Below are 17,149 nucleotides of genomic sequence, written 5' to 3'. Positions count from 1 at the left end.
GAAGAGGAGCTCACGATGAAGTTCGTCATCGGCATGCACATCAACCCGGCCGTCCTGGACGCGCTGACCGACGAGGAGAAGGCGGCGATCGGTGACGGCCACGGCGCCCTGCTGGCCGAGCTGAAGGAGTCCGGCGAGCTGATCCTGACCCAGGCCCTGGCCGACCCGTCCCAGTCGGCCGTGGTCTCGGTCCGCGACGGCCGGACCGTCGTCACCGACGGTCCGTTCGCCGAGGCCAAGGAGTATCTGGGCGGCTTCTACCTGGTCGACTGCGAGAGCCGGGAGCGGGCCCTCGAGATCGCCGCCCGCGTTCCGGACGCCGCCCTGGCCGGCCTCGCGGTCGAGGTGCGCCCGGTCATGTTCTACGACGGGGCGCTCGAGGCGTGACCCGCTCGGCGATCGAGGACCTGCTGCGCGAGCACACGCCGCAGGTCCTCGGAACGCTGGTCCGCCGCTACGGCTGCTTCGAGGACTGCGAGGACGCCGTGCAGGAGGCGGTCCTGGCCGCCGCGGTGCAGTGGCCGGCCGGCGGCGTGCCGGCCAACCCGCGCGGCTGGCTCACGACGGTCGCCTCCCGGCGGCTGATCGACCAGCTGCGCAGCGACGTCGCCCGCCGCTCCCGCGAGACCGCCGACTCGCTCGCCACGGTCGCCGCGGAGGTGCCGGACACCGACGACACGCTCACGCTGCTGGTCCTGTGCTGCCATCCGGCGCTCACGCCCGGCTCGCAGATCGCGCTCACCCTGCGCGCGGTCGGCGGCCTGACCACGGCCGAGATCGCCCGTGCCTTCCTGGTGCCCGAGTCCACCATGGCCGTACGGATCAGCCGGGCCAAGCGCCTCATCAAGGACGCCGGGAGCACGTTCAGAGAGCCGGCGCCGCTCTCCGCGGTCCTGCACGTGCTCTATCTGATCTTCAACGAGGGCTACACCGCCGTCCACCGGGCCGACCTGGCGACCGAGGCCATCCGCCTGGCCCGCGCCGTACACGCCCAGCGGCCCGCCGACAGCGAGGCGACCGGCCTGCTCGCGCTGATGCTGCTGACACACTCCCGGCGCGCGACCCGCACGACGCCGGCGGGCGACCTGATCCCCCTGGACGAGCAGGACCGTACGGCCTGGGACCGGTCCTTGATCGTCGAAGGCATGGACCTGGTCAGGACGGCTCTGGCCGGCCCCGCCCTCGGGCCCTATCTCCTGCAGGCGGCCATCGCCGCCACCCACGCCGACGCCGCCACGGCCGGCGAGACCGACTGGCGGCAGGTGCACGCCCTCTACCTGATCCTGGACCGGGTCGCCCCCAACCCGATGGTCACCCTCAACCGGGCCGTCGCCCTGGCCGAGATCGAGGGCCCGCGGGCCGGCCTGTCCCTGATGGCCGGCCTGGACGCCGACGACCGGATGGCCCGCCACCACCGCCTCCTCTCGGTGCGGGCCCACCTGCTGGGGAAGGCCGGCGACCGGGCCGCCGCCCACGACCTCTACCGGCGCGCCGCCAAAGCCACGACGAGCCAGGCCGAACAGCGCTACCTGGAATCCCGCGCGGCCCGGTGTCACCCTTCGGCACCGACGTAAAGGCGACTGCCCCGGCGCCTTGCCGGTGCTTACGGTCGGCTCGTCGGCGCCCTCGAGTGGGTGATCAGCATGGCCGAGACCATGTCGTTCCAGGACAGCATGCGGTGGACCCGCGACGTCCTCGCACAGTGGCGGCAGTGGACGCGCACCCATTGGCGCCTGACCCTGCTGCTCAGCGCGCTGGCCTTCCTCACCGGCTGGGCCTGGAACACGTACGCGATGGCGGTCGGCCTGGAGGGCAGCGCGGCCGAGGGCACGGGCACGACCGCGACGGCCGACGGCCACTCGCTGAACGCCCTGTTCTGGCTGATCCTGTTCACCTTCGTCAGCGGCGTGGTCACGTACGCCTGGACGCGTGGCTGGACCGCCTTCCGGGCCGACGTGGCGGTCCTGCCCCGGCGCTTCGCCGAGGCCATGACGGCCAGCCGCCCCGGTGCCTTCGCGATGCTGCTGTGGGGGATGGCGGTGGCGCTGGTGATCGCCACCCTGATCTCCTCGGCGGCCGCGATCCTGCTCAGCCTGGTGCTGCTGGCCCTGGCCACGTCGCCGGTCGGTGTCATTCTCAATTTCGCGCTCGTACGGGTGTGGCGTGGCCTGTGCGGCATCCTGGCCCGCCAGGCCCGGCCCCGGCTCGACGCGATGGTCAACCCGTTCATGGTGATGTTCGGCGAGAGCATCGGCCTGCTGCTCGACGGCCTCATCGACAGCTGGGCCTTCAAGTTCCTGGGCGGCGTCTTCGCCGCCCTGGTCTCGGTGACCCTGGCCCGGGGCTCCCGGATGCCCGGCCCCGCGGTCCTGTTCGCGGCGGTGGCCACGGTCCAGGCGATCCGGATCCGCGGCGCGTACGCCGACGACGGCGGCTGGTCCGAGTGCGTCACCGCCGACGGCCGCGCGTGCTCCGGCCTGGGCCTGGAGGGGGTGCTCGCCTGGTTCCAGTCCGACGGCGCCGGCCACGTGCTGGTGCGAGGCTCCATCGGCGCTTCCGCCGCCGCGGTGGGCGCGCTCGTGGGCCTGGGCCTGGGCGCCGCGGGCGCGTCGGCCGCCCTGTCCCGCACCGACCCCCGCCCGCCCGATCCCGGCGCCGGCCTGTGGCCCCCGCACCCCCAGCCGCCCGGTCCGTTGCCCGGCCCGCCGGAGCCCCAGCCCCGTCACCACGCGCGACCCCGGCGCCAGCCTTCCCCTCGGCCCGCCCCCTCCCGGCCCGAGCCTCAGCCCGATCCTCATCGCCAGCCGGCTTCCTATCCTCAGGCCGAGCCGCATTACCAACCCGAGCCGCATCACCAACCCGAGCCGCATCATCAGCCCGAGCGGCACCTCCAGCCGGAGCCGCATCATCAGCCGGAGCCGCATCATCATCAGCCGGAGCCCTCCGCCCAGCCGGATCGCGGCACGGTCTACCGGTCGTCCTCCTACGACCCCGGGAACGCCGAGCAGGGGCACGTCTACAGGTCCGCGTCGGCCGAGGGGGCGGCCCGAGGCGTACACCCCATCCCGCACCCACCCGACCACGGCGGCTCCCATGGCCGAGGCAGACCGTGGGACGACCTCGACGACTTCCTTCCCGATGCTCCCGACCGCGAGAACCGGCCACGCCGACGACCGCCGCGCCCCGGGGACGGCCCTGCGGATCCTCCTCCGCGCCGGCCCCGGCCGCCGGTCCCACCGGGACGGCAGTGAAGACCCGGCTGCCGCGCCTGGCGGTGTTCCTGCTGGCCGGCGGCTCCATCGCCGCGCTGCTGGCCGACCTCTACGGCCTCGCGCCGATGCACATCGTCTTCTGGTTCGTCTCGGTGCCGTCGATGATCGTGCTGGCCGTGGCCGCGACCCTTCCCCGCGTCGATCCGGACCTGCGGGCCAGGATCCGCGTCGGCGCCGTCGCCGGACTGGCCGGCCTCGTGGGTTACGACGTCGTCCGCGTCCCCGTGGCGCTCACCGGTCAGCGCGTTTTCGCCCCCATCGAGACGTACGGCCTCCTCATCGCCGACGCCGCGTTCTCCTCACCCCTGACCTCAACGCTGGGCTGGCTCTATCACCTGTCCAACGGCGTGACCTTCGGCATCGCCTTCGCCGTCCTCTTCGCCCGCCGCCCGGTCCTGTTCGGCGTCGCCTGGGGCCTGTTTCTGGAGACGGTCGCCCTGCTGAGCCCGTTCGCCGACCGGTACGGCCTCAGCGGCCGGCTGGTTCCGATCGTCATCGCGCTCGGGGCCCACGTCTTCTACGGCTGGCCGCTGGGCTATCTCGTCCGTCATTTCGACCGTACGGCCGCGGCCCTGCCCCGCCTCCGGGTCACCGCGACCCTCGCCCTCGCGGTGGCGGTGGTCCTGGCCTGGCAGCAGCCCTGGAACGTTCCGGCCGACCAGCGCCTGGCCGGAGCGCTGTCCCGTCCGGGCGCCCCGGTGACGATCGTGCGCACCGACCGCTTCCATCCCGAGTGGCTGCGCATCCGCCCCGGCGCCTGCGCCTACGTGGACAACCGCTCCACTGTCACCTTCACCACGCCCGCCGGTCCCGTGCCGGCCGGAGCCCGCAGCCCGCTCTGCTTCGCCGATCCCGGCATCTACCGGATCCGCCTGACGACCCGCCCCTACTCGGGCGGCTTCGTCTACGTGGACGCCGTCACTCGCCAGCCGCGGTGAGCGTCAGGGCGGCGTGCGCAGGCCGGCTATCGGCAAGGGCACCGGCCTGATGCCCGAGTAGCGGATCAGACCGTGCGCAGGTCCAGGGAGTGCCAGGTGATCTCGTCGTTGGCGGTGCTGGTGGACCACCACAGCATGCCGCCCCGGGAGAAGGCGCCGTCGGCGTTGGGGGCCACGTCGATGGTGCGGCCGGTGGCCACGTCGTAGACGACCAGGGCGGCCACGCCCGTCAGGTCGGTCTCGCCGGTGGGCTCGGCCAGGATCTCGAAGCGGTCGAGGACGGCCACGTCGGTGATGGCCGACTGGGCGGCGCCGCCGGCGATGCGGCGGCGTTCCGTGCCGTCGGGGCGGACCAGGTCGATGCGGGCCACCACGTCGCCGCCCAGGACCATCGAGCGGCACCACACCGGGCCGCAGGTCAGCTGTTCGGTTCCGGTGCTGACGATCTCGCGGTCGCGGGTGGTCGCCATGTTGCGCAGGCGCGGGGTGCCCGAGGCGCTGCCGTCGTCGACCAGCCACGGCCAGGCCGACAGGGACCACTGGCCGGGCTCGAGCCTCACGCGGACCGGGCCGCCGGTCACCGCGACCGAGCGGATCTCGGTCTCCTTCGTGGAGTCGCCCTTGGCCGGGGCGGCGGTCCAGTGGACGCGGCCGTCGGCGACCACCAGGTCGTACTGATTGCCGTAGAAGACCGCGTTCCCGGTGTCGGCCGTGAGCAGGCGGGCGGTGTTGCCGGACAGGTTCGCGGTCCAGATCTTCACCGTGGTCGAGCCGGCCGTGGACTCGGTCCAGAACAGCTGGTCGCCGCTGACCGTGAACGCCTCGAACTGCGGGTTCCCGTCGAGCGGTACCCGGCGCAGCTCCCGGATCTGGGCGCCGGAGCGCAGCAGCAGCCGGGCCTCGTCGCCGCCGGGGGTGGGCGCGGTGCCGACCGCGGTGGTCGCGTCCAGGAAGATCGACGGGTTGAAGAGCGGGCCGTCGGGCAGCCCGGCCGGGAGGTCGGCGCGGGCCGCGGCCGGCCAGGCGACGGCGGCCGAGGCCCGGGCAGGTGGTGGCGTGGGGGTGGACGTGCCCGGCGTACCGATGATGAGGAACGCCCCGGCGGTGAGCGCGACGGAGAGAGCGGCGCCGGACAGGCGCCGCGGGGAGAGCAGGCTCATGCGTACGGCTGCTTCGGCTCGGGGACCTCTTCCCAGGTCTTCACCTCGAGGTAGGCCACGTCGACGTTGTTCACCGGGTCCTTGCCCTTCTCGGGCGTGTAGGCGCCGGTCACCGCGACCCACGTGTCGGCCGGCACGTCGATCGGGGCGCGGCCGCTCAGCCCGATCTTGATGGGGCGGCCGTCGGCGGCGCAGCAGGACAGCACGATCCGGGCCAGCATCGGCTTGCCGTCGGGCGCGGTCGTGATGAAGCCGGTGAGCCGCACGTCCCGGTCCTGCATGCTCTTGCCCGCGTCGTACAGGGCCCGCGACGCGTAGTCCACCAGCCCGACGTCGACCGGGGAGCCCTCCGGTAGCGGCGGATAGTCCGAATTGTCGAGAGATGCCGCGGTGACGCTGCCGGCCTGGGAAGCGGCGTAGGAACCGAGTGCCGGTGGCGCCACGAGCAGCAGCCCCAGCACGGGCAGGATGAGCAGCCATCCCACCCGAGGCTCGTGATGATCATGGCCCGAGTGGTCGGAGTCGGCGGGGGAGCGGAACGAGTACCAGAGGGTCATCACGGCCGCCGCCACCAGCAGCAGCCCCGCCCCGATCAGAAACGGACGGAGCCCCTCCTTGACGTACCGCAAATAAAGGTCGGTGAACGAAGCCCGCAGGATCGCCCCGCCGAACAGGAGCATCACAACGGCCTGAGTAAGTTTGCTCATAGGAAGATCGCCCCCACACCCGCGCCGACGCCCAGCGCCGCGACGAACGTCGCCGGCGCGAAGCGGAACGCGAAACGGCGGCCGAAGACGCCGGCCTGCATCGAGATCAGCTTGAGGTCGACCATCGGGCCGACCACCAGGAAGACCAGCCGTGACGTCAGCGAGAACTGCGACAGCGACGCCGCCACGAACGCGTCGGCCTCGCTGCAGATCGACAGCAGCACGGCCAGCACGGCCAGCGCGATCACCGACAGCACGGCGTTGTCGGCCAGGCTCTGCAGCCACGCGGCCGGGACGATCACGTTGATCGTCGCCGCCGCGGCCGCGCCGATCACCAGGAAGCCGCCCGCGTGCATGACGTCGTGCCGGCAGGCCGCCCAGAACGCCCGCGCCTTGGAGAGGTCGTCGAGCTCGGGGCGGTGCGGCAGCCTGATCCACTCCTGCTTGCCGAGGCGGAGCCAGAGCCAGCCCATGAGTACGGCGACGAACAGGCTGGCCACGCCACGGGCGACCGCCATCTCCGGCCGCCCGGGGAACGCGATCACGGTGGCGGTCAGCACGATCGGGTTGATCGCGGGCGCGGCCAGCAGGAAGGCCAGCGCGGCGGCGGGCGTGACCCCGCGCCGGATCAGCGACCCGGCGATCGGCACGCTGCCGCACTCGCAGCCGGGCAGCGCCACCCCGGCCAGGCCGGCCGCCGGCACCGCGAGCGCCGGGTGCTTCGGCAGCGCCCGCGCCCAGAACGAGCGCGGCACGAAGACCGCGATCACCGCCGACAGCGCCACCCCGAAGACCAGGAATGGCGCCGCCTGCACCAGCACCGACACGAAGACCGTGGTCCAGGTCTGCAGCCGGGCGCCGTCGACCAGCCCGGCCAGCTGCTCGCGGAAGAGCACCAGCAGTACGAGCAGCCCGGCCAGCACCTCCAGCGAGCCGATCTTCCGCTCCTTCGTGGGAGGAGCGGGTGCGGGTGCGGGCGCGGGCTCATTCCAGTCGATGTCCTGGAGGCGGGTCAAGATCACTCCCATGGGGTCGGCCGCCGCCCAACATACCGCACCTCATCGCGGGAATAACCTGCGCATATGTCAATCAGTGCATGTGTCAGAAGCCGATCGGCAGGCCCGCGTAGTTCTCGGCCAGGCCCCGCGCGCCGGCCTCGCTCGACGCCACCCACCGCAGCTGCGACAGCTGCAGCTGGGCGTCGAACGGGTCACCGCTGGTGTGCAGCATCGTCGTCATCCACCAGGAGAAATGCGTGCAGCGCCAGACGCGGCGAAGAGCGTCGTCCGAGTACGCCTCGGCGGGCCCCGAGTCGTTCCGCAGCAGCAACGCGATCAGCGCCCGGCTGAGCAGCGTGACGTCGGCGATGGCCAGATTGAGCCCCTTGGCCCCGGTCGGCGGCACGATGTGGGCCGCGTCCCCGGCCAGAAACACCCGTCCGTGTCGCATCGGGGTCTGCACGTAGCTGCGCATCGGCAGGACGCTCTTGTCGGTGATCGGGCCCGGCGTCAGCTTCCAGCCGTCCTGCCCGTGCCCGAGCCGGGTCGCCAGCTCCTCCCAGACGCGGTCGTCGGGCCAGGACGCCGGATCCGTTCCGTTCGGCACCTGGAGATAGAGCCGGCTCACCGTCTCCGACCGCATCGAGTGCAGGGCGAACCCGTTCGGGTGCCAGGCGTAGATCAGCTCATCGGTCGAGGGCGCCACATCGGCCAGAATGCCGAGCCAGCTGTACGGATAGACGCGCTCGAAGGTCTGTGCGGGCACCGCGTGCCGCGAGGGACCGAACGACCCGTCGCAGCCCGCGATCGTGTCCGCGTCGAGCCGTTGCCCGGCGCCCTCGGCGTCCACGAAGGTCACGTACGGCCGGTCCGACTCCACGTCGTGCAGCTCCACGTCGGTGACCTCGTAGAACACCGCGGCGGTGCCGGCCGCGACCAGATCCTTCTGCACCTCGGTCTGCCCGTACACCCAGACGCTGCGCCCGGTCAGGCCGACGAAGTCGAGGTGGTGCCGCTCGCCCGGCCATTGCAGGTAGATGCCCCGGTGCTCGTGTCCCTCGGCCCGCAGCCGGTCGCCCAGCCCGACCGATTCCAGAAGCTCGACGCTGGAGCTCTCGAGGATGCCGGCGCGGATGCGCGAGGCCACGTACTCCTGGGAGCGGGTCTCGAGCACCACCGCCTCGACGCCGCCGCGGTGCAGGAGATGGGCGAGGAGCAGTCCGGCCGGGCCGGCGCCGATGATGGCGACCTGGGTGCGCATGGGCTCAGCCAACGGCAGGCGCGCCCCCGCGGCAAGGGCCTATTTCCACTGAGCGGAAGCCAGCGTACGCCCGATGCCCCGCGCGGCCACCTGGAGCGCCGAGATCAGCCGCGCCTGTTCCCGGCGCAGATCCGGCACGACGATGCCCAGCGCCGCCACCACCTGCTCGGCCTCGCCGCGCACGGGCACGGCCACCGAGCACGCGCCCAGGCTCATCTCCTCGCCGGTCGTGGCGTAACCGGCCGTACGCACGCGTTTCAGCTGGTCGGCGAGCAGGGACGGCTGGGTGATCGTGTAGGGCGTGACCCTTGTCAGACGCGAAAACGCTTCTGTGCGTACGTCCTCCGGGGCGTACGCCAGAAGGACCTTGCCCACCCCCGTCGCGTGCAGCGGAAGTCGCGAGCCGATCTTGCTGACCACCGGGACCGAGACGTGCCCGGCCAGCCGGTCGACGTAGAGCACCTCGACGCCGTCGCGGACCGCGAGATGCACCGTGGCCAGGGTTGCGCCGTAGAGATCGTGCAGGAACGGCGAGGCGGCCTGGCGCAGCCCGGACTGCACGGGGGAGAGCAGGCCGAGGTCCCACAGGCGGCGGCCGATCACGTATTCGCCGGTCGGGAGCCTGGTCAGCGCGCCCCAGCGGGTCAGCTCACCGATCAGGCGATGCGCGGTGGCCAGCGGCAGGCCGGCCCGGCGGGACAGGTCGCTGAGGGTGAGGCTGCGGTGATCGGGGTCGAAGGCGCCGAGAAGATCGAGCACCCGGGAGGTGACAGTCGCGCCCATCGATGCCCTCCCTTCCGTCCAGCTTCCGTTCAATGGAAGGAAAGTATCGTCTCGGGACCGCCCTCGGTCTAGCGTCCCCGGTGTGGAAACTCAGGCCGACATCAGCCGGGAGATAGCCGAGCTCCGCGGCCGCGGCGGGCCGCAGCCGCAACTCGACTACCCGCCGTACCGCAGCAGCGTGCTGCGTCACCCGACGAGGGACCTGGTCCTGGCCGACCCCGAGGGGGTCGAGCTGTGGGCGCCCTGCTTCAGCAGCCGCGACGTCGCCGCCGACGAGGCCGACCTGACGATCCAGCGCGCGGGGGAACCGCTCGGTGAGCGCATGGTGGTGACCGGCCGTGTCGTCGACGGCCAGGGCAATCCGGTCCGTCACCAGCTCGTGGAGATCTGGCAGGCGAACGCGTCCGGCCGCTACTGGCACCAGCGCGATCAGCATCCGGCCCCGCTCGACCCGAACTTCGTGGGCGCGGGCCGCTGCCTGACCGACGAGAACGGCACGTACCGCTTCCAGACCATCAAGCCCGGCCCGTATCCGTGGCGCAACCACCTCAACGCCTGGCGGCCGGCGCACATCCACTTCTCGCTGTTCGGCACGGATTTCACGCAGCGCCTGGTCACCCAGATGTACTTCCCGAACGATCCGCTGTTCGACCTCGACCCGATCTATCAGTCGATCACCGACCCGAAGGCCCGCGAGGCCCTGCTGGCGTCGTACGACCACGAGCTGACCACGCCCGAGTACAGCCTCGGATATCGGTGGGACATCGTCCTGACCGGCACCCACCGCACTCCGCTGGAGGAAGAACAGTGACGCACGCTCCGGGGCAGACTGTCGGGCCGTTCTTCCATCTGGGGCTTCCGTACGAGGGTGACAACGAGCTCGTGCCGCCCGGGCGGCCGGACGCCGTACGCCTGCACGGCCGGGTCACCGACGGCCAGGGCAACGGGGTGCCCGACGCCGTGATCGAGATCTGGCAGGCCGACCCGTCCGGCGCCGTGCCGAGGGTGGGCGGATCGATCAAGCGCGACGGGTGGACCTTCACCGGCTGGGGCCGCGCACAGACCGACCCGGACGGCCACTACTGGTTCACGACGCTGGAGCCGCCGTCGTTCTTCGCGGTCACGGTCTTCGCCCGGGGTCTGCTGGACCGCCTGTTCACCCGTGCCTACCTGCCGTCGGATCAGCTCGACGCGTTTCTCGAGGGGCTTTCGCCGGACCGGCGGGATACGCTGATCACCACCCGTGAAGAGCGGGGCCTGCGCTTCGACATCCGACTGCAGGGCGAGGGTGAGACGGTGTTCCTGACGTTCCCCGGCCAGGCCACATGAGCGACCTGCTCTGGCCCGGCGACACAAGAGCCGACCCCTTCTGCACCGACGAGGCCGTCCTGACCGCCCTGCTCAGGGTCGAGTCAGCCTGGTTGGCCGCCTTACACCACCACGGCCTCACCGTCGCCGCGCCCGACCACCCTCCGCTCGATCCCACCGCGCCCAACTCCACCGCGCCCGCGCCCCCATCCATGACCGCGCCCACTCCCACGGCGCCCGCGGCCACCACCGCGCCCACCCCCACCGCGGCCTTGCCAACCGCGCCCACCTCCACCGCCTCATCGGCCAGCCCGCGCCTGCCCGACTTATCCGACTTAGTAGGCGCGGCGGACCTGGCCGGCCTCGCGCGGGACGCGGAAGCGGGCGGCAACCCGGTCATCCCCCTCGTGAAGCTTCTCCGGGAACGCTCCGATATCCGACATATCCACGCCGGCCTGACCAGCCAGGATGTTCTGGACTCGGCGATGGTGCTCGTGCTCAACGACGCCGCCGCCCGGATCCGGGCCGATCTCGCGGAGCAGGTCACCACGCTGTCCGACCTCGCCGACCGGCATCGCGGGACCGACATGGCCGGCCGCACCCTGACGCAGCACGCCGTGCCGATCACTTTCGGTCTCAAGGTCGCGGGCTGGCTCCAAGGTGTCCTCGACGCGCGCGACGCCCTGCACGCCGCCGGGCTGCCGATCCAGATCGGGGGCGCCGCCGGCAGCCTGGCCGCCCCGACCGCCCTGGCCGGGAGCACGGCCAAGGCCCGCGAGCTCGTCGCCACCACGGCCTCGGTTCTTGGGTTGCCTCTGCGCGAGCCGTGGCATACGAGCCGGGCACCTTTCACCCGCTTCGGCGACGCGCTCGTGACCTGCACCGACGCCTGGGGGAAGATCGCCAACGACGTGCTGGTGGGCTCCCGTCCCGAGATCGGCGAACTGGCCGAGGCCCAGGGCGGCGGCTCCTCGGCCATGCCCAACAAGCAGAACCCCGTCCTGTCGGTCCTGATCCGCCGGGCCGCCCTCGCCGCGCCACCCCTGGCCATGACCCTGCACCTCGCCGCCGCGAACGCCGTCGACGAACGCCCCGACGGCTCCTGGCACGTCGAGTGGTCGACGTTGCGGACGCTCGCCCGCCGCACGATCGTGGCCGGCTCCCAGACCGCCGGCCTGCTCGCCGGCCTGCGCGTCGACGCCGTCCGGATGGCCACGATCCTCGCCGAGGCCCGCCCGGGTATCGACGCCGAGCAGCGGAAGTACGCCTCGGAGTCCGGGCCCTACCTGGGGGCCACCGACGAGATCATCGATGCCGTACTGGCCCGAGCCGCGGAGAAGCCTTGCTGACATCCACCGTTCTGGCCGACGCGCCCGACCGTCCCCTTCTGCTGGTCGGGCCGTCGCTCGGCACGTCGGTCCAGGCGCTGTGGGCCCGATGCGCCCGGCTGATCAAGGGACACCACGTCGTGGGCTGGGATCTGCCCGGTCACGGCCGCGGCGCTCCCGCCGACGGCGCTTTCAGCATCGCCGACCTGGCCCGGGACGTACTCGCCCTGGCCGACGAGATCCGGCCCGGGTCACCGTTCCGCTATGCCGGCGACTCCGTGGGCGGGGCCGTCGGGTTGCAGTTGCTGCTCGACGCGCCCAAACGGGTCGAGTCGGCCGCCCTGATCTGCACCGGCGCGAAGATCGGGGAGGCCGCGGGCTGGCGGCAGCGGGCCGAGACCGTACGAGCGGAAGGAACTCACGCGGTCGTCGCCGGCTCTCTCCAGCGCTGGTTCGCCCCGAACTTTCCGCAGCGGCAGCCCGCCGTCGCCGGGGCCCTGCTGGACGCGTTGCGCGCCGTCGACCGGGAGAGTTACGCGCTGACCTGCGAGGCCCTGGCCGCCTTCGACGTGCGGCCGCGGCTGGCCGAGATCAGCGCGCCCGTTCTCGCCATCGCCGGCGCGGTCGACCAGCCGACCCCGCCCGAGGGGCTCGCGCAGATCGCCTCCGAGGTCCGCGACGGCCGCCTGGTCGTGCTCGAGGACGTCGCCCATCTCGCCCCGGCCGAGCAGCCGGAGCTGGTCGCCGGGCTGCTCGACGAGCACTTCGGCGGACCGGCCACCCTGGAGCGCGTTCGAGAGGCGGGCATGGCCGTACGCCGTCAGGTGCTGGGCGACGAGCACGTGGACCGCGCCGTCGCCGCGACGACGCCGTTCACCCGCGATTTTCAGGAGCTCATCACGGCGTACGCCTGGGGTGAGATCTGGACCCGGCCCGGCCTTGACCGCCGCAGCCGGTCGATGATCACCTTGACCGCGCTGGTCGCCCTGGGACATCAGGAGGAGCTGGCCATGCATGTGCGCGCGGCGCGGCGCAACGGGCTCACCGACGACGAGATCAAGGAAGTGTTGTTGCAGACCGCGATCTATTGCGGCGTTCCGGCCGCCAACACCGCGTTTCGTATCGCCCAGAAAGTCCTGTCCGAGTGACCGCGGTGATCATGCCGGCGCTCGAAGCGGTCGAGGCCGTCGCGGACGGCGACACCGTGCTGGTGGGCGGCTTCGGGATGGCCGGCATGCCGGTGGAGCTGATCGACGCGCTCATCGAGCACGGTGCCTCCGACCTGACGATCGTCAGCAACAACGCGGGTAATGGGGACACCGGGCTCGCTGCTTTGCTGGCCGCCGGACGCGTACGAAAAGTCATTTGCTCTTTTCCCCGGCAGTCCGATTCATGGGTTTTCGACGGGCTGTACCGGGCCGGCAAAATCGAGCTCGAGGTCGTGCCTCAGGGCAATCTGGCCGAGCGGATGCGGGCGGCCGGAGCGGGGATCGGCGCTTTCTACAGCCCGACGGCCGTGGGAACACCGCTCGCCGAGGGCAAAGAGGTGCGGGTCATCGACGGCCGGGAGTATCTGTTGGAATATCCGATCCGAGGGGACGTCGCCCTCATCAAGGCCTATAAATCCGACAGGATGGGCAATCTCGTCTATCGGAAAACCGCCCGGAACTTCGGGCCGGTCATGGCGACTGCGGCTGCCGTGACCATCGCACAGGTGTCTTCGGTCGTGGCCGTGGGCGAGCTTGATCCGGAAGCCGTCGTGACGCCCGCCATCTACGTGAATCGGCTGGTGGTGACGTGAGCCTTACGCGCGAGGAGATGGCCGAGATCGTCGCCCGGGACATTCCGGACGGCTCGTACGTGAATCTCGGCATCGGGCAGCCGACCATGGTCGCGTCCTATCTGCGGACCGGCAGCGGGGTCGTGCTGCACACCGAGAACGGCATGCTGAACATGGGCCCGGTGGCCACCGGCGACGACATCGACCCCGACCTGACGAATGCCGGCAAACAGCCGGTGACCGAGCTGCCCGGCGCCTCGTACTTCCACCACGCCGACTCGTTCGCGATGATGCGCGGCGGTCACCTCGACGTCTGCATCATGGGCGCCTTCCAGGTCTCCGCCTCGGGCGACCTGGCCAACTGGTCCACCGGCGCCGCCGACGCCATCCCGGCCGTCGGCGGGGCGATGGACCTGGCCATCGGGGCCAAGCAGGTATTCGTGATGATGAGCCTGTTCGCCAAGGACGGTAAGCCGAAGCTGGTGCCCTCGTGCACCTATCCGCTGACCGGCAAGGCCTGCGTGAGCCGGGTCTACACCGACGTGGCGACGTTCGCGCTGTCCCCGCAGGGCGTCCAGGTCGTGGAGACGTTCGGCACAACGACCGAGGAGCTTGCGGCCCGGCTGGACGTCCCTCTGATCTGACGTCCCTTTTACTTTGCTGAGATGACCCTGTGAGGGTGACTGACTTCTCTCCGTAAAAATTTGCGTGGCCTGCAAGATCTGGATGATGCTGGGGACTTGATCGCGTCCCGCGGGCTCGTCCGGAGGTGCCAGGTGAACAGGGTGGCTGCCCGACGCGCGGCGCGCGAGTTACTTCTCGTCGCCGTGCTGTTTCTCGCCTACAAGTTCGGCCGCATCCTGGTCGAGGGCCACGTCGACGAGGCGATGCGCAACGCCGCCTCGATCTGGGACTTCGAACGGCTGCTGCATCTGCCCAGCGAGTCGGCGCTGCAAGGATCGCTGCTGTCACACACCTTCTGGGTACGGGCGGCGAACTGCTTCTACGCCTACGTGCACTTCCCGGCCACGGCGATCACGCTGATCTGGATGTACGTGAAGCGCCCCGAGATCTACCTGTGGATGCGGCGCACGCTGGCCACCTTGACGGCGTTCGCCCTGGTGGTGCACGCGCTCTATCCGCTGGCGCCGCCGCGCATGCTCACCCCGGCCGGCATGGTCGACACGGGACGTCTCTTCGGGCCTTCGGTGTACGGCTCCCCGAGCACCGACACCCTCAGCAACCAGTACGCGGCAATGCCGTCCCTGCACGTCGGCTGGGCTGTGGTGGTGGCACTGGCCCTGGTGGCGGCCTCGGCCGGTCACCGGTGGCGCTGGGTGTGGCTGGCCCACCCGGTGATCACGCTGTTCGTCGTGGTGGTGACCGGCAACCACTACTGGGTGGACGCGGTCGCGGCCGTGGGGCTGCTCGCGGTGGTCCTGGCGCTGGTGCCGCGACCTGTGGTGCCGGCCGCTGCGGAGCCGGCGCCCGCCGTCCTGGAGCCGGCGCCCGTCTGGCCTCACGTCGTGCCCGTTCAGCGCGCCTCCGAGGAGTCGAACACCCGCCTGCCGTCGACGTAGGTCTGCGCCACCGCGGTGCCGGCGATCTCCGCGGCCGGGCCGGCGAACGGATCACGGTTCAGGACGACCAGATCGGCGCGCATGCCGGCGCGCAGGCTTCCGGTGTCGTCGAGATGGTTCACGTAGGCCGTTCCGCTCGTGTAAGCGCTCACAGCCGTACGCAAATCAAGGGCTTGATCTTCAAGGAACCTCTCGCGGTCCTCCTCGGGCAGCACGCGGTTGACCGCGACGTGGATGCCCTGGATCGGATCGGGTGTGCTGACCGGCCAGTCACTACCACCGGCCAGCCGGGCGCCGGACCGGTGGAGATCGCCGAACGGGTACTGCCATCGGGCCAGGTCCGGGTCGAGGAACGGAATGGTGAGCTCGTCCATCTGCGGCTCGTGAGCAGCCCAGTAGGGCTGCATGTTGGCGACGGCGCCGAGCGCGGCGAACCTGCGTACATCGTCCGGGTGTACTACCTGAAGATGGGCCAGATGCGGACGAGTGTCACGGTGGCCGTTGGCGGCGCGGGCGGCCTCGACAGCGTTCAGGGCGTTGCGGACGGCCTGGTCACCGAGGGCGTGGAAGTGGGTCTGGAAGCCGAGGGCGTCGAGCTCGGTCACATAGCCCTTGAGTGCCTCGGGGTCGATGAAGTCCAGGCCGCGGTTCGAGGTAGTACACCCGCAGGAGTCGCGGTAGGGCGCGGTCATGGCGGCGGTGAAGTTCTCGGCGATCCCGTCCAGCATCAGCTTGATCGACGAGCAGCGCAGCCGGCCGATCGTGAGGCGCTCGCGCTTGGCGATCAACTCGGGGATCTGCTCGGCCCCCCGATCGCGGTCCCACCACAGAGCGCCGACGACGGTTGCGGTGAGTGCGTTCGTCCGGGCTGCTTGCTCGTACGCCTGCGAAATGTCGTCATAGCCGTTGGAAGCGGCCACCATGGCGTCCTGCCAGGCCGTGATGCCGAGCGAATGGAGCAGGGTCTGAGCCCGTAGGAGACCGGCCAGCCGCTCCTCGTCGGTCGCGGCCGGGACGTCGACGAGGGACATGGCACCCTCCTGGAGAGCGCCCACGGGGTCGCCGTGCTCGTCACGGTCGATCCGGCCGGTGTCGGGATCGGGGGTGTCGCGGGTGATGCCGGCGTACTCGAGGGCCCGGGTGTTGACCCAGGCGGCGTGGTGGTCGCGGTTGAGGAGATAGACGGGGCGGTCGGGGACGGCGGCGTCGAGCAGATGGCGGTCGGGGATGCCGTTCTCGAAGCTCTCCATCGACCAGCCGCCGCCGACGATCCATTCGCGGCCGGGGTTGTCGTCGGCGTACTTCCGGATCCGGCGCAGGTACTCGTCGCGGTCGGTGGTGCCGGTGAGGTCGCACTGGCCGAGTTCGACGCCGCCCATGACGGCGTGGATGTGGGCGTCCTGGAAGCCGGGGATCAGGAGGCGGCCGGCGAGGTCGACGGTCTCGGTCCTGGGGCCGCGCAGTTCGACGGCGTCGCCGCCGAGAGCGGTGATGCGGCCGTCGCGTACCGCCAGGGCGGTGTCGAAGCCGTCGTCGGTGAAGACAGGACCATTGACGAAGACCAGGTCCGCGTACGCCATGAGCGCTCCTCCTTGGGTGTCCCAGGCATCCCATCACCTGGTCCCGATGGAGTCAACGGTGTTGACATGGGCTGCGGCCTGGGCCTCCGCACTCTTTCGGGCCCCGATTTGGCGTTGCGGGGATCTAGGAGTAATGTTTTCCGAGCCGCCAGGGAGACGGGCGAGCGAGCGGGACCCGGTTTGAGGCAACTCTGCGGGGGCCCGGCGCGGCCGTCCTGACGGAAATCATGAAAGTCTGATCGGCTCTTTGCGGGTCGTGATGATGCGTGGTGCCCACGGTTTTCTGGAAACGCTGAATTTGGCGGAACGGGAAACGGCGGGTAAAGTATTGCAAGCGCCCCGGGGTGGTTAACCGGGTAGCGGTTGTTCTTTGAGAACTCAACAGGGTGCTTGATAAGCCAGTGCCAATTAAGTAATACCCCGGCCGGCGTCTTTGGATGTCGGTGGGAGATTC

17 protein-coding genes are annotated in these 17,149 nt (G+C 71.0%); 11 read left to right on the top strand and 6 right to left on the bottom strand.

Annotated features, from left to right (window positions below; all coding sequences use genetic code 11):
* Positions 1 to 15 precede the first annotated feature (15 nt).
* The 4 genes from ACFY36_RS06425 to ACFY36_RS06410 all read left to right on the top strand — a co-directional run bounded on the left by ACFY36_RS06425 (position 16) and on the right by ACFY36_RS06410 (position 4,210).
* On the top strand, positions 16 to 387 hold the full coding sequence (locus ACFY36_RS06425) for a YciI family protein (RefSeq protein WP_498687819.1): 372 nt from the start codon (positions 16 to 18) through the stop codon (positions 385 to 387).
* Positions 384 to 1,574 (top strand): RNA polymerase sigma factor, encoded by a 1,191-nt coding sequence (locus ACFY36_RS06420; protein WP_499744878.1) that lies wholly within the window; start codon positions 384 to 386, stop codon positions 1,572 to 1,574. Before ACFY36_RS06425 ends, ACFY36_RS06420 begins: the two co-directional genes overlap by 4 nt.
* 69 nt (positions 1,575 to 1,643) lie before the next feature.
* Positions 1,644 to 3,251: a hypothetical protein gene (locus ACFY36_RS06415; protein ID WP_499744877.1), complete on the top strand. Its 1,608-nt coding sequence runs from the start codon at positions 1,644 to 1,646 to the stop codon at positions 3,249 to 3,251.
* Entirely contained in the window at positions 3,248 to 4,210 is a 963-nt protein-coding gene (locus tag ACFY36_RS06410; protein ID WP_499744876.1) for a hypothetical protein, read from the top strand. Before ACFY36_RS06415 ends, ACFY36_RS06410 begins: the two co-directional genes overlap by 4 nt.
* Positions 4,211 to 4,275: 65 nt before the next feature.
* Here ACFY36_RS06410 and ACFY36_RS06405 read toward each other — a convergent pair whose 3' ends face one another.
* The 5 genes from ACFY36_RS06405 to ACFY36_RS06385 form a co-directional block, all read right to left on the bottom strand.
* Positions 4,276 to 5,370, bottom strand: a complete 1,095-nt coding sequence (locus tag ACFY36_RS06405; RefSeq protein ID WP_499744875.1) for a hypothetical protein — start codon at positions 5,368 to 5,370, stop codon at positions 4,276 to 4,278.
* Positions 5,367 to 6,077 (bottom strand): TIGR03943 family putative permease subunit, encoded by a 711-nt coding sequence (locus ACFY36_RS06400; RefSeq protein WP_499744874.1) that lies wholly within the window; start codon positions 6,075 to 6,077, stop codon positions 5,367 to 5,369. Before ACFY36_RS06400 ends, ACFY36_RS06405 begins: the two co-directional genes overlap by 4 nt.
* Positions 6,074 to 7,099 (bottom strand): permease, encoded by a 1,026-nt coding sequence (locus tag ACFY36_RS06395; RefSeq protein WP_499745832.1) that lies wholly within the window; start codon positions 7,097 to 7,099, stop codon positions 6,074 to 6,076. Before ACFY36_RS06395 ends, ACFY36_RS06400 begins: the two co-directional genes overlap by 4 nt.
* Positions 7,100 to 7,178: 79 nt before the next feature.
* Positions 7,179 to 8,336 (bottom strand): 4-hydroxybenzoate 3-monooxygenase, encoded by a 1,158-nt coding sequence (locus ACFY36_RS06390; protein ID WP_499744873.1) that lies wholly within the window; start codon positions 8,334 to 8,336, stop codon positions 7,179 to 7,181.
* A 39-nt stretch (positions 8,337 to 8,375) separates the two neighbouring features.
* Positions 8,376 to 9,119, bottom strand: coding sequence for an IclR family transcriptional regulator (locus ACFY36_RS06385; protein ID WP_499744872.1), 744 nt, complete (start codon positions 9,117 to 9,119; stop codon positions 8,376 to 8,378).
* 82 nt (positions 9,120 to 9,201) lie between these two features.
* On the opposite strand from ACFY36_RS06385, the gene pcaH reads away from it, so the two are divergent.
* The 7 genes from pcaH to ACFY36_RS06350 all read left to right on the top strand — a co-directional run bounded on the left by pcaH (position 9,202) and on the right by ACFY36_RS06350 (position 15,115).
* The gene (pcaH, locus tag ACFY36_RS06380) at positions 9,202 to 9,930 is read left to right on the top strand and encodes a protocatechuate 3,4-dioxygenase subunit beta (RefSeq protein ID WP_499744871.1); all 729 of its coding nucleotides are present in this window, start codon (positions 9,202 to 9,204) and stop codon (positions 9,928 to 9,930) included.
* Complete coding sequence (pcaG, locus tag ACFY36_RS06375; RefSeq protein ID WP_499744870.1) at positions 9,927 to 10,448, top strand: protocatechuate 3,4-dioxygenase subunit alpha; 522 nt, start codon at positions 9,927 to 9,929, stop codon at positions 10,446 to 10,448. The genes pcaH and pcaG overlap by 4 nt, the downstream gene beginning before the upstream one ends.
* The gene (locus ACFY36_RS06370) at positions 10,445 to 11,776 is read left to right on the top strand and encodes a lyase family protein (RefSeq protein ID WP_499744869.1); all 1,332 of its coding nucleotides are present in this window, start codon (positions 10,445 to 10,447) and stop codon (positions 11,774 to 11,776) included. The genes pcaG and ACFY36_RS06370 overlap by 4 nt, the downstream gene beginning before the upstream one ends.
* Entirely contained in the window at positions 11,770 to 12,903 is a 1,134-nt protein-coding gene (gene pcaDC / locus ACFY36_RS06365) for a bifunctional 3-oxoadipate enol-lactonase/4-carboxymuconolactone decarboxylase PcaDC (protein WP_499744868.1), read from the top strand. The genes ACFY36_RS06370 and pcaDC overlap by 7 nt, the downstream gene beginning before the upstream one ends.
* Positions 12,900 to 13,556, top strand: coding sequence for a 3-oxoacid CoA-transferase subunit A (locus ACFY36_RS06360; protein ID WP_499744867.1), 657 nt, complete (start codon positions 12,900 to 12,902; stop codon positions 13,554 to 13,556). The genes pcaDC and ACFY36_RS06360 overlap by 4 nt, the downstream gene beginning before the upstream one ends.
* The gene (locus tag ACFY36_RS06355; RefSeq protein WP_499744866.1) at positions 13,553 to 14,179 is read left to right on the top strand and encodes a 3-oxoacid CoA-transferase subunit B; all 627 of its coding nucleotides are present in this window, start codon (positions 13,553 to 13,555) and stop codon (positions 14,177 to 14,179) included. Before ACFY36_RS06360 ends, ACFY36_RS06355 begins: the two co-directional genes overlap by 4 nt.
* A 141-nt stretch (positions 14,180 to 14,320) precedes the next feature.
* A complete protein-coding gene (locus ACFY36_RS06350) occupies positions 14,321 to 15,115 on the top strand; it encodes a phosphatase PAP2 family protein (protein WP_499744865.1) in 795 nt (264 codons plus the stop codon).
* Here the strand turns inward: ACFY36_RS06350 and ACFY36_RS06345 are convergent.
* Positions 15,070 to 16,695 carry an amidohydrolase gene (locus ACFY36_RS06345; RefSeq protein ID WP_499744864.1) on the bottom strand — a complete coding sequence of 542 codons (1,626 nt, stop codon included), beginning with the start codon at positions 16,693 to 16,695 and terminating at the stop codon, positions 15,070 to 15,072. The two genes, ACFY36_RS06350 and ACFY36_RS06345, sit on opposite strands and share 46 nt — an antisense overlap.
* Between the last annotated feature and the right edge of the window lie 454 nt (positions 16,696 to 17,149).

The sequence above is a fragment of the Actinoplanes sp. NPDC000266 genome, assembly GCF_042899005.1.
Lineage (GTDB): Bacteria > Actinomycetota > Actinomycetes > Mycobacteriales > Micromonosporaceae > Actinoplanes.
The sequence above is the reverse complement of the archived record's forward strand: the minus strand, read 5'-3'. Positions and strand labels throughout refer to the sequence as shown.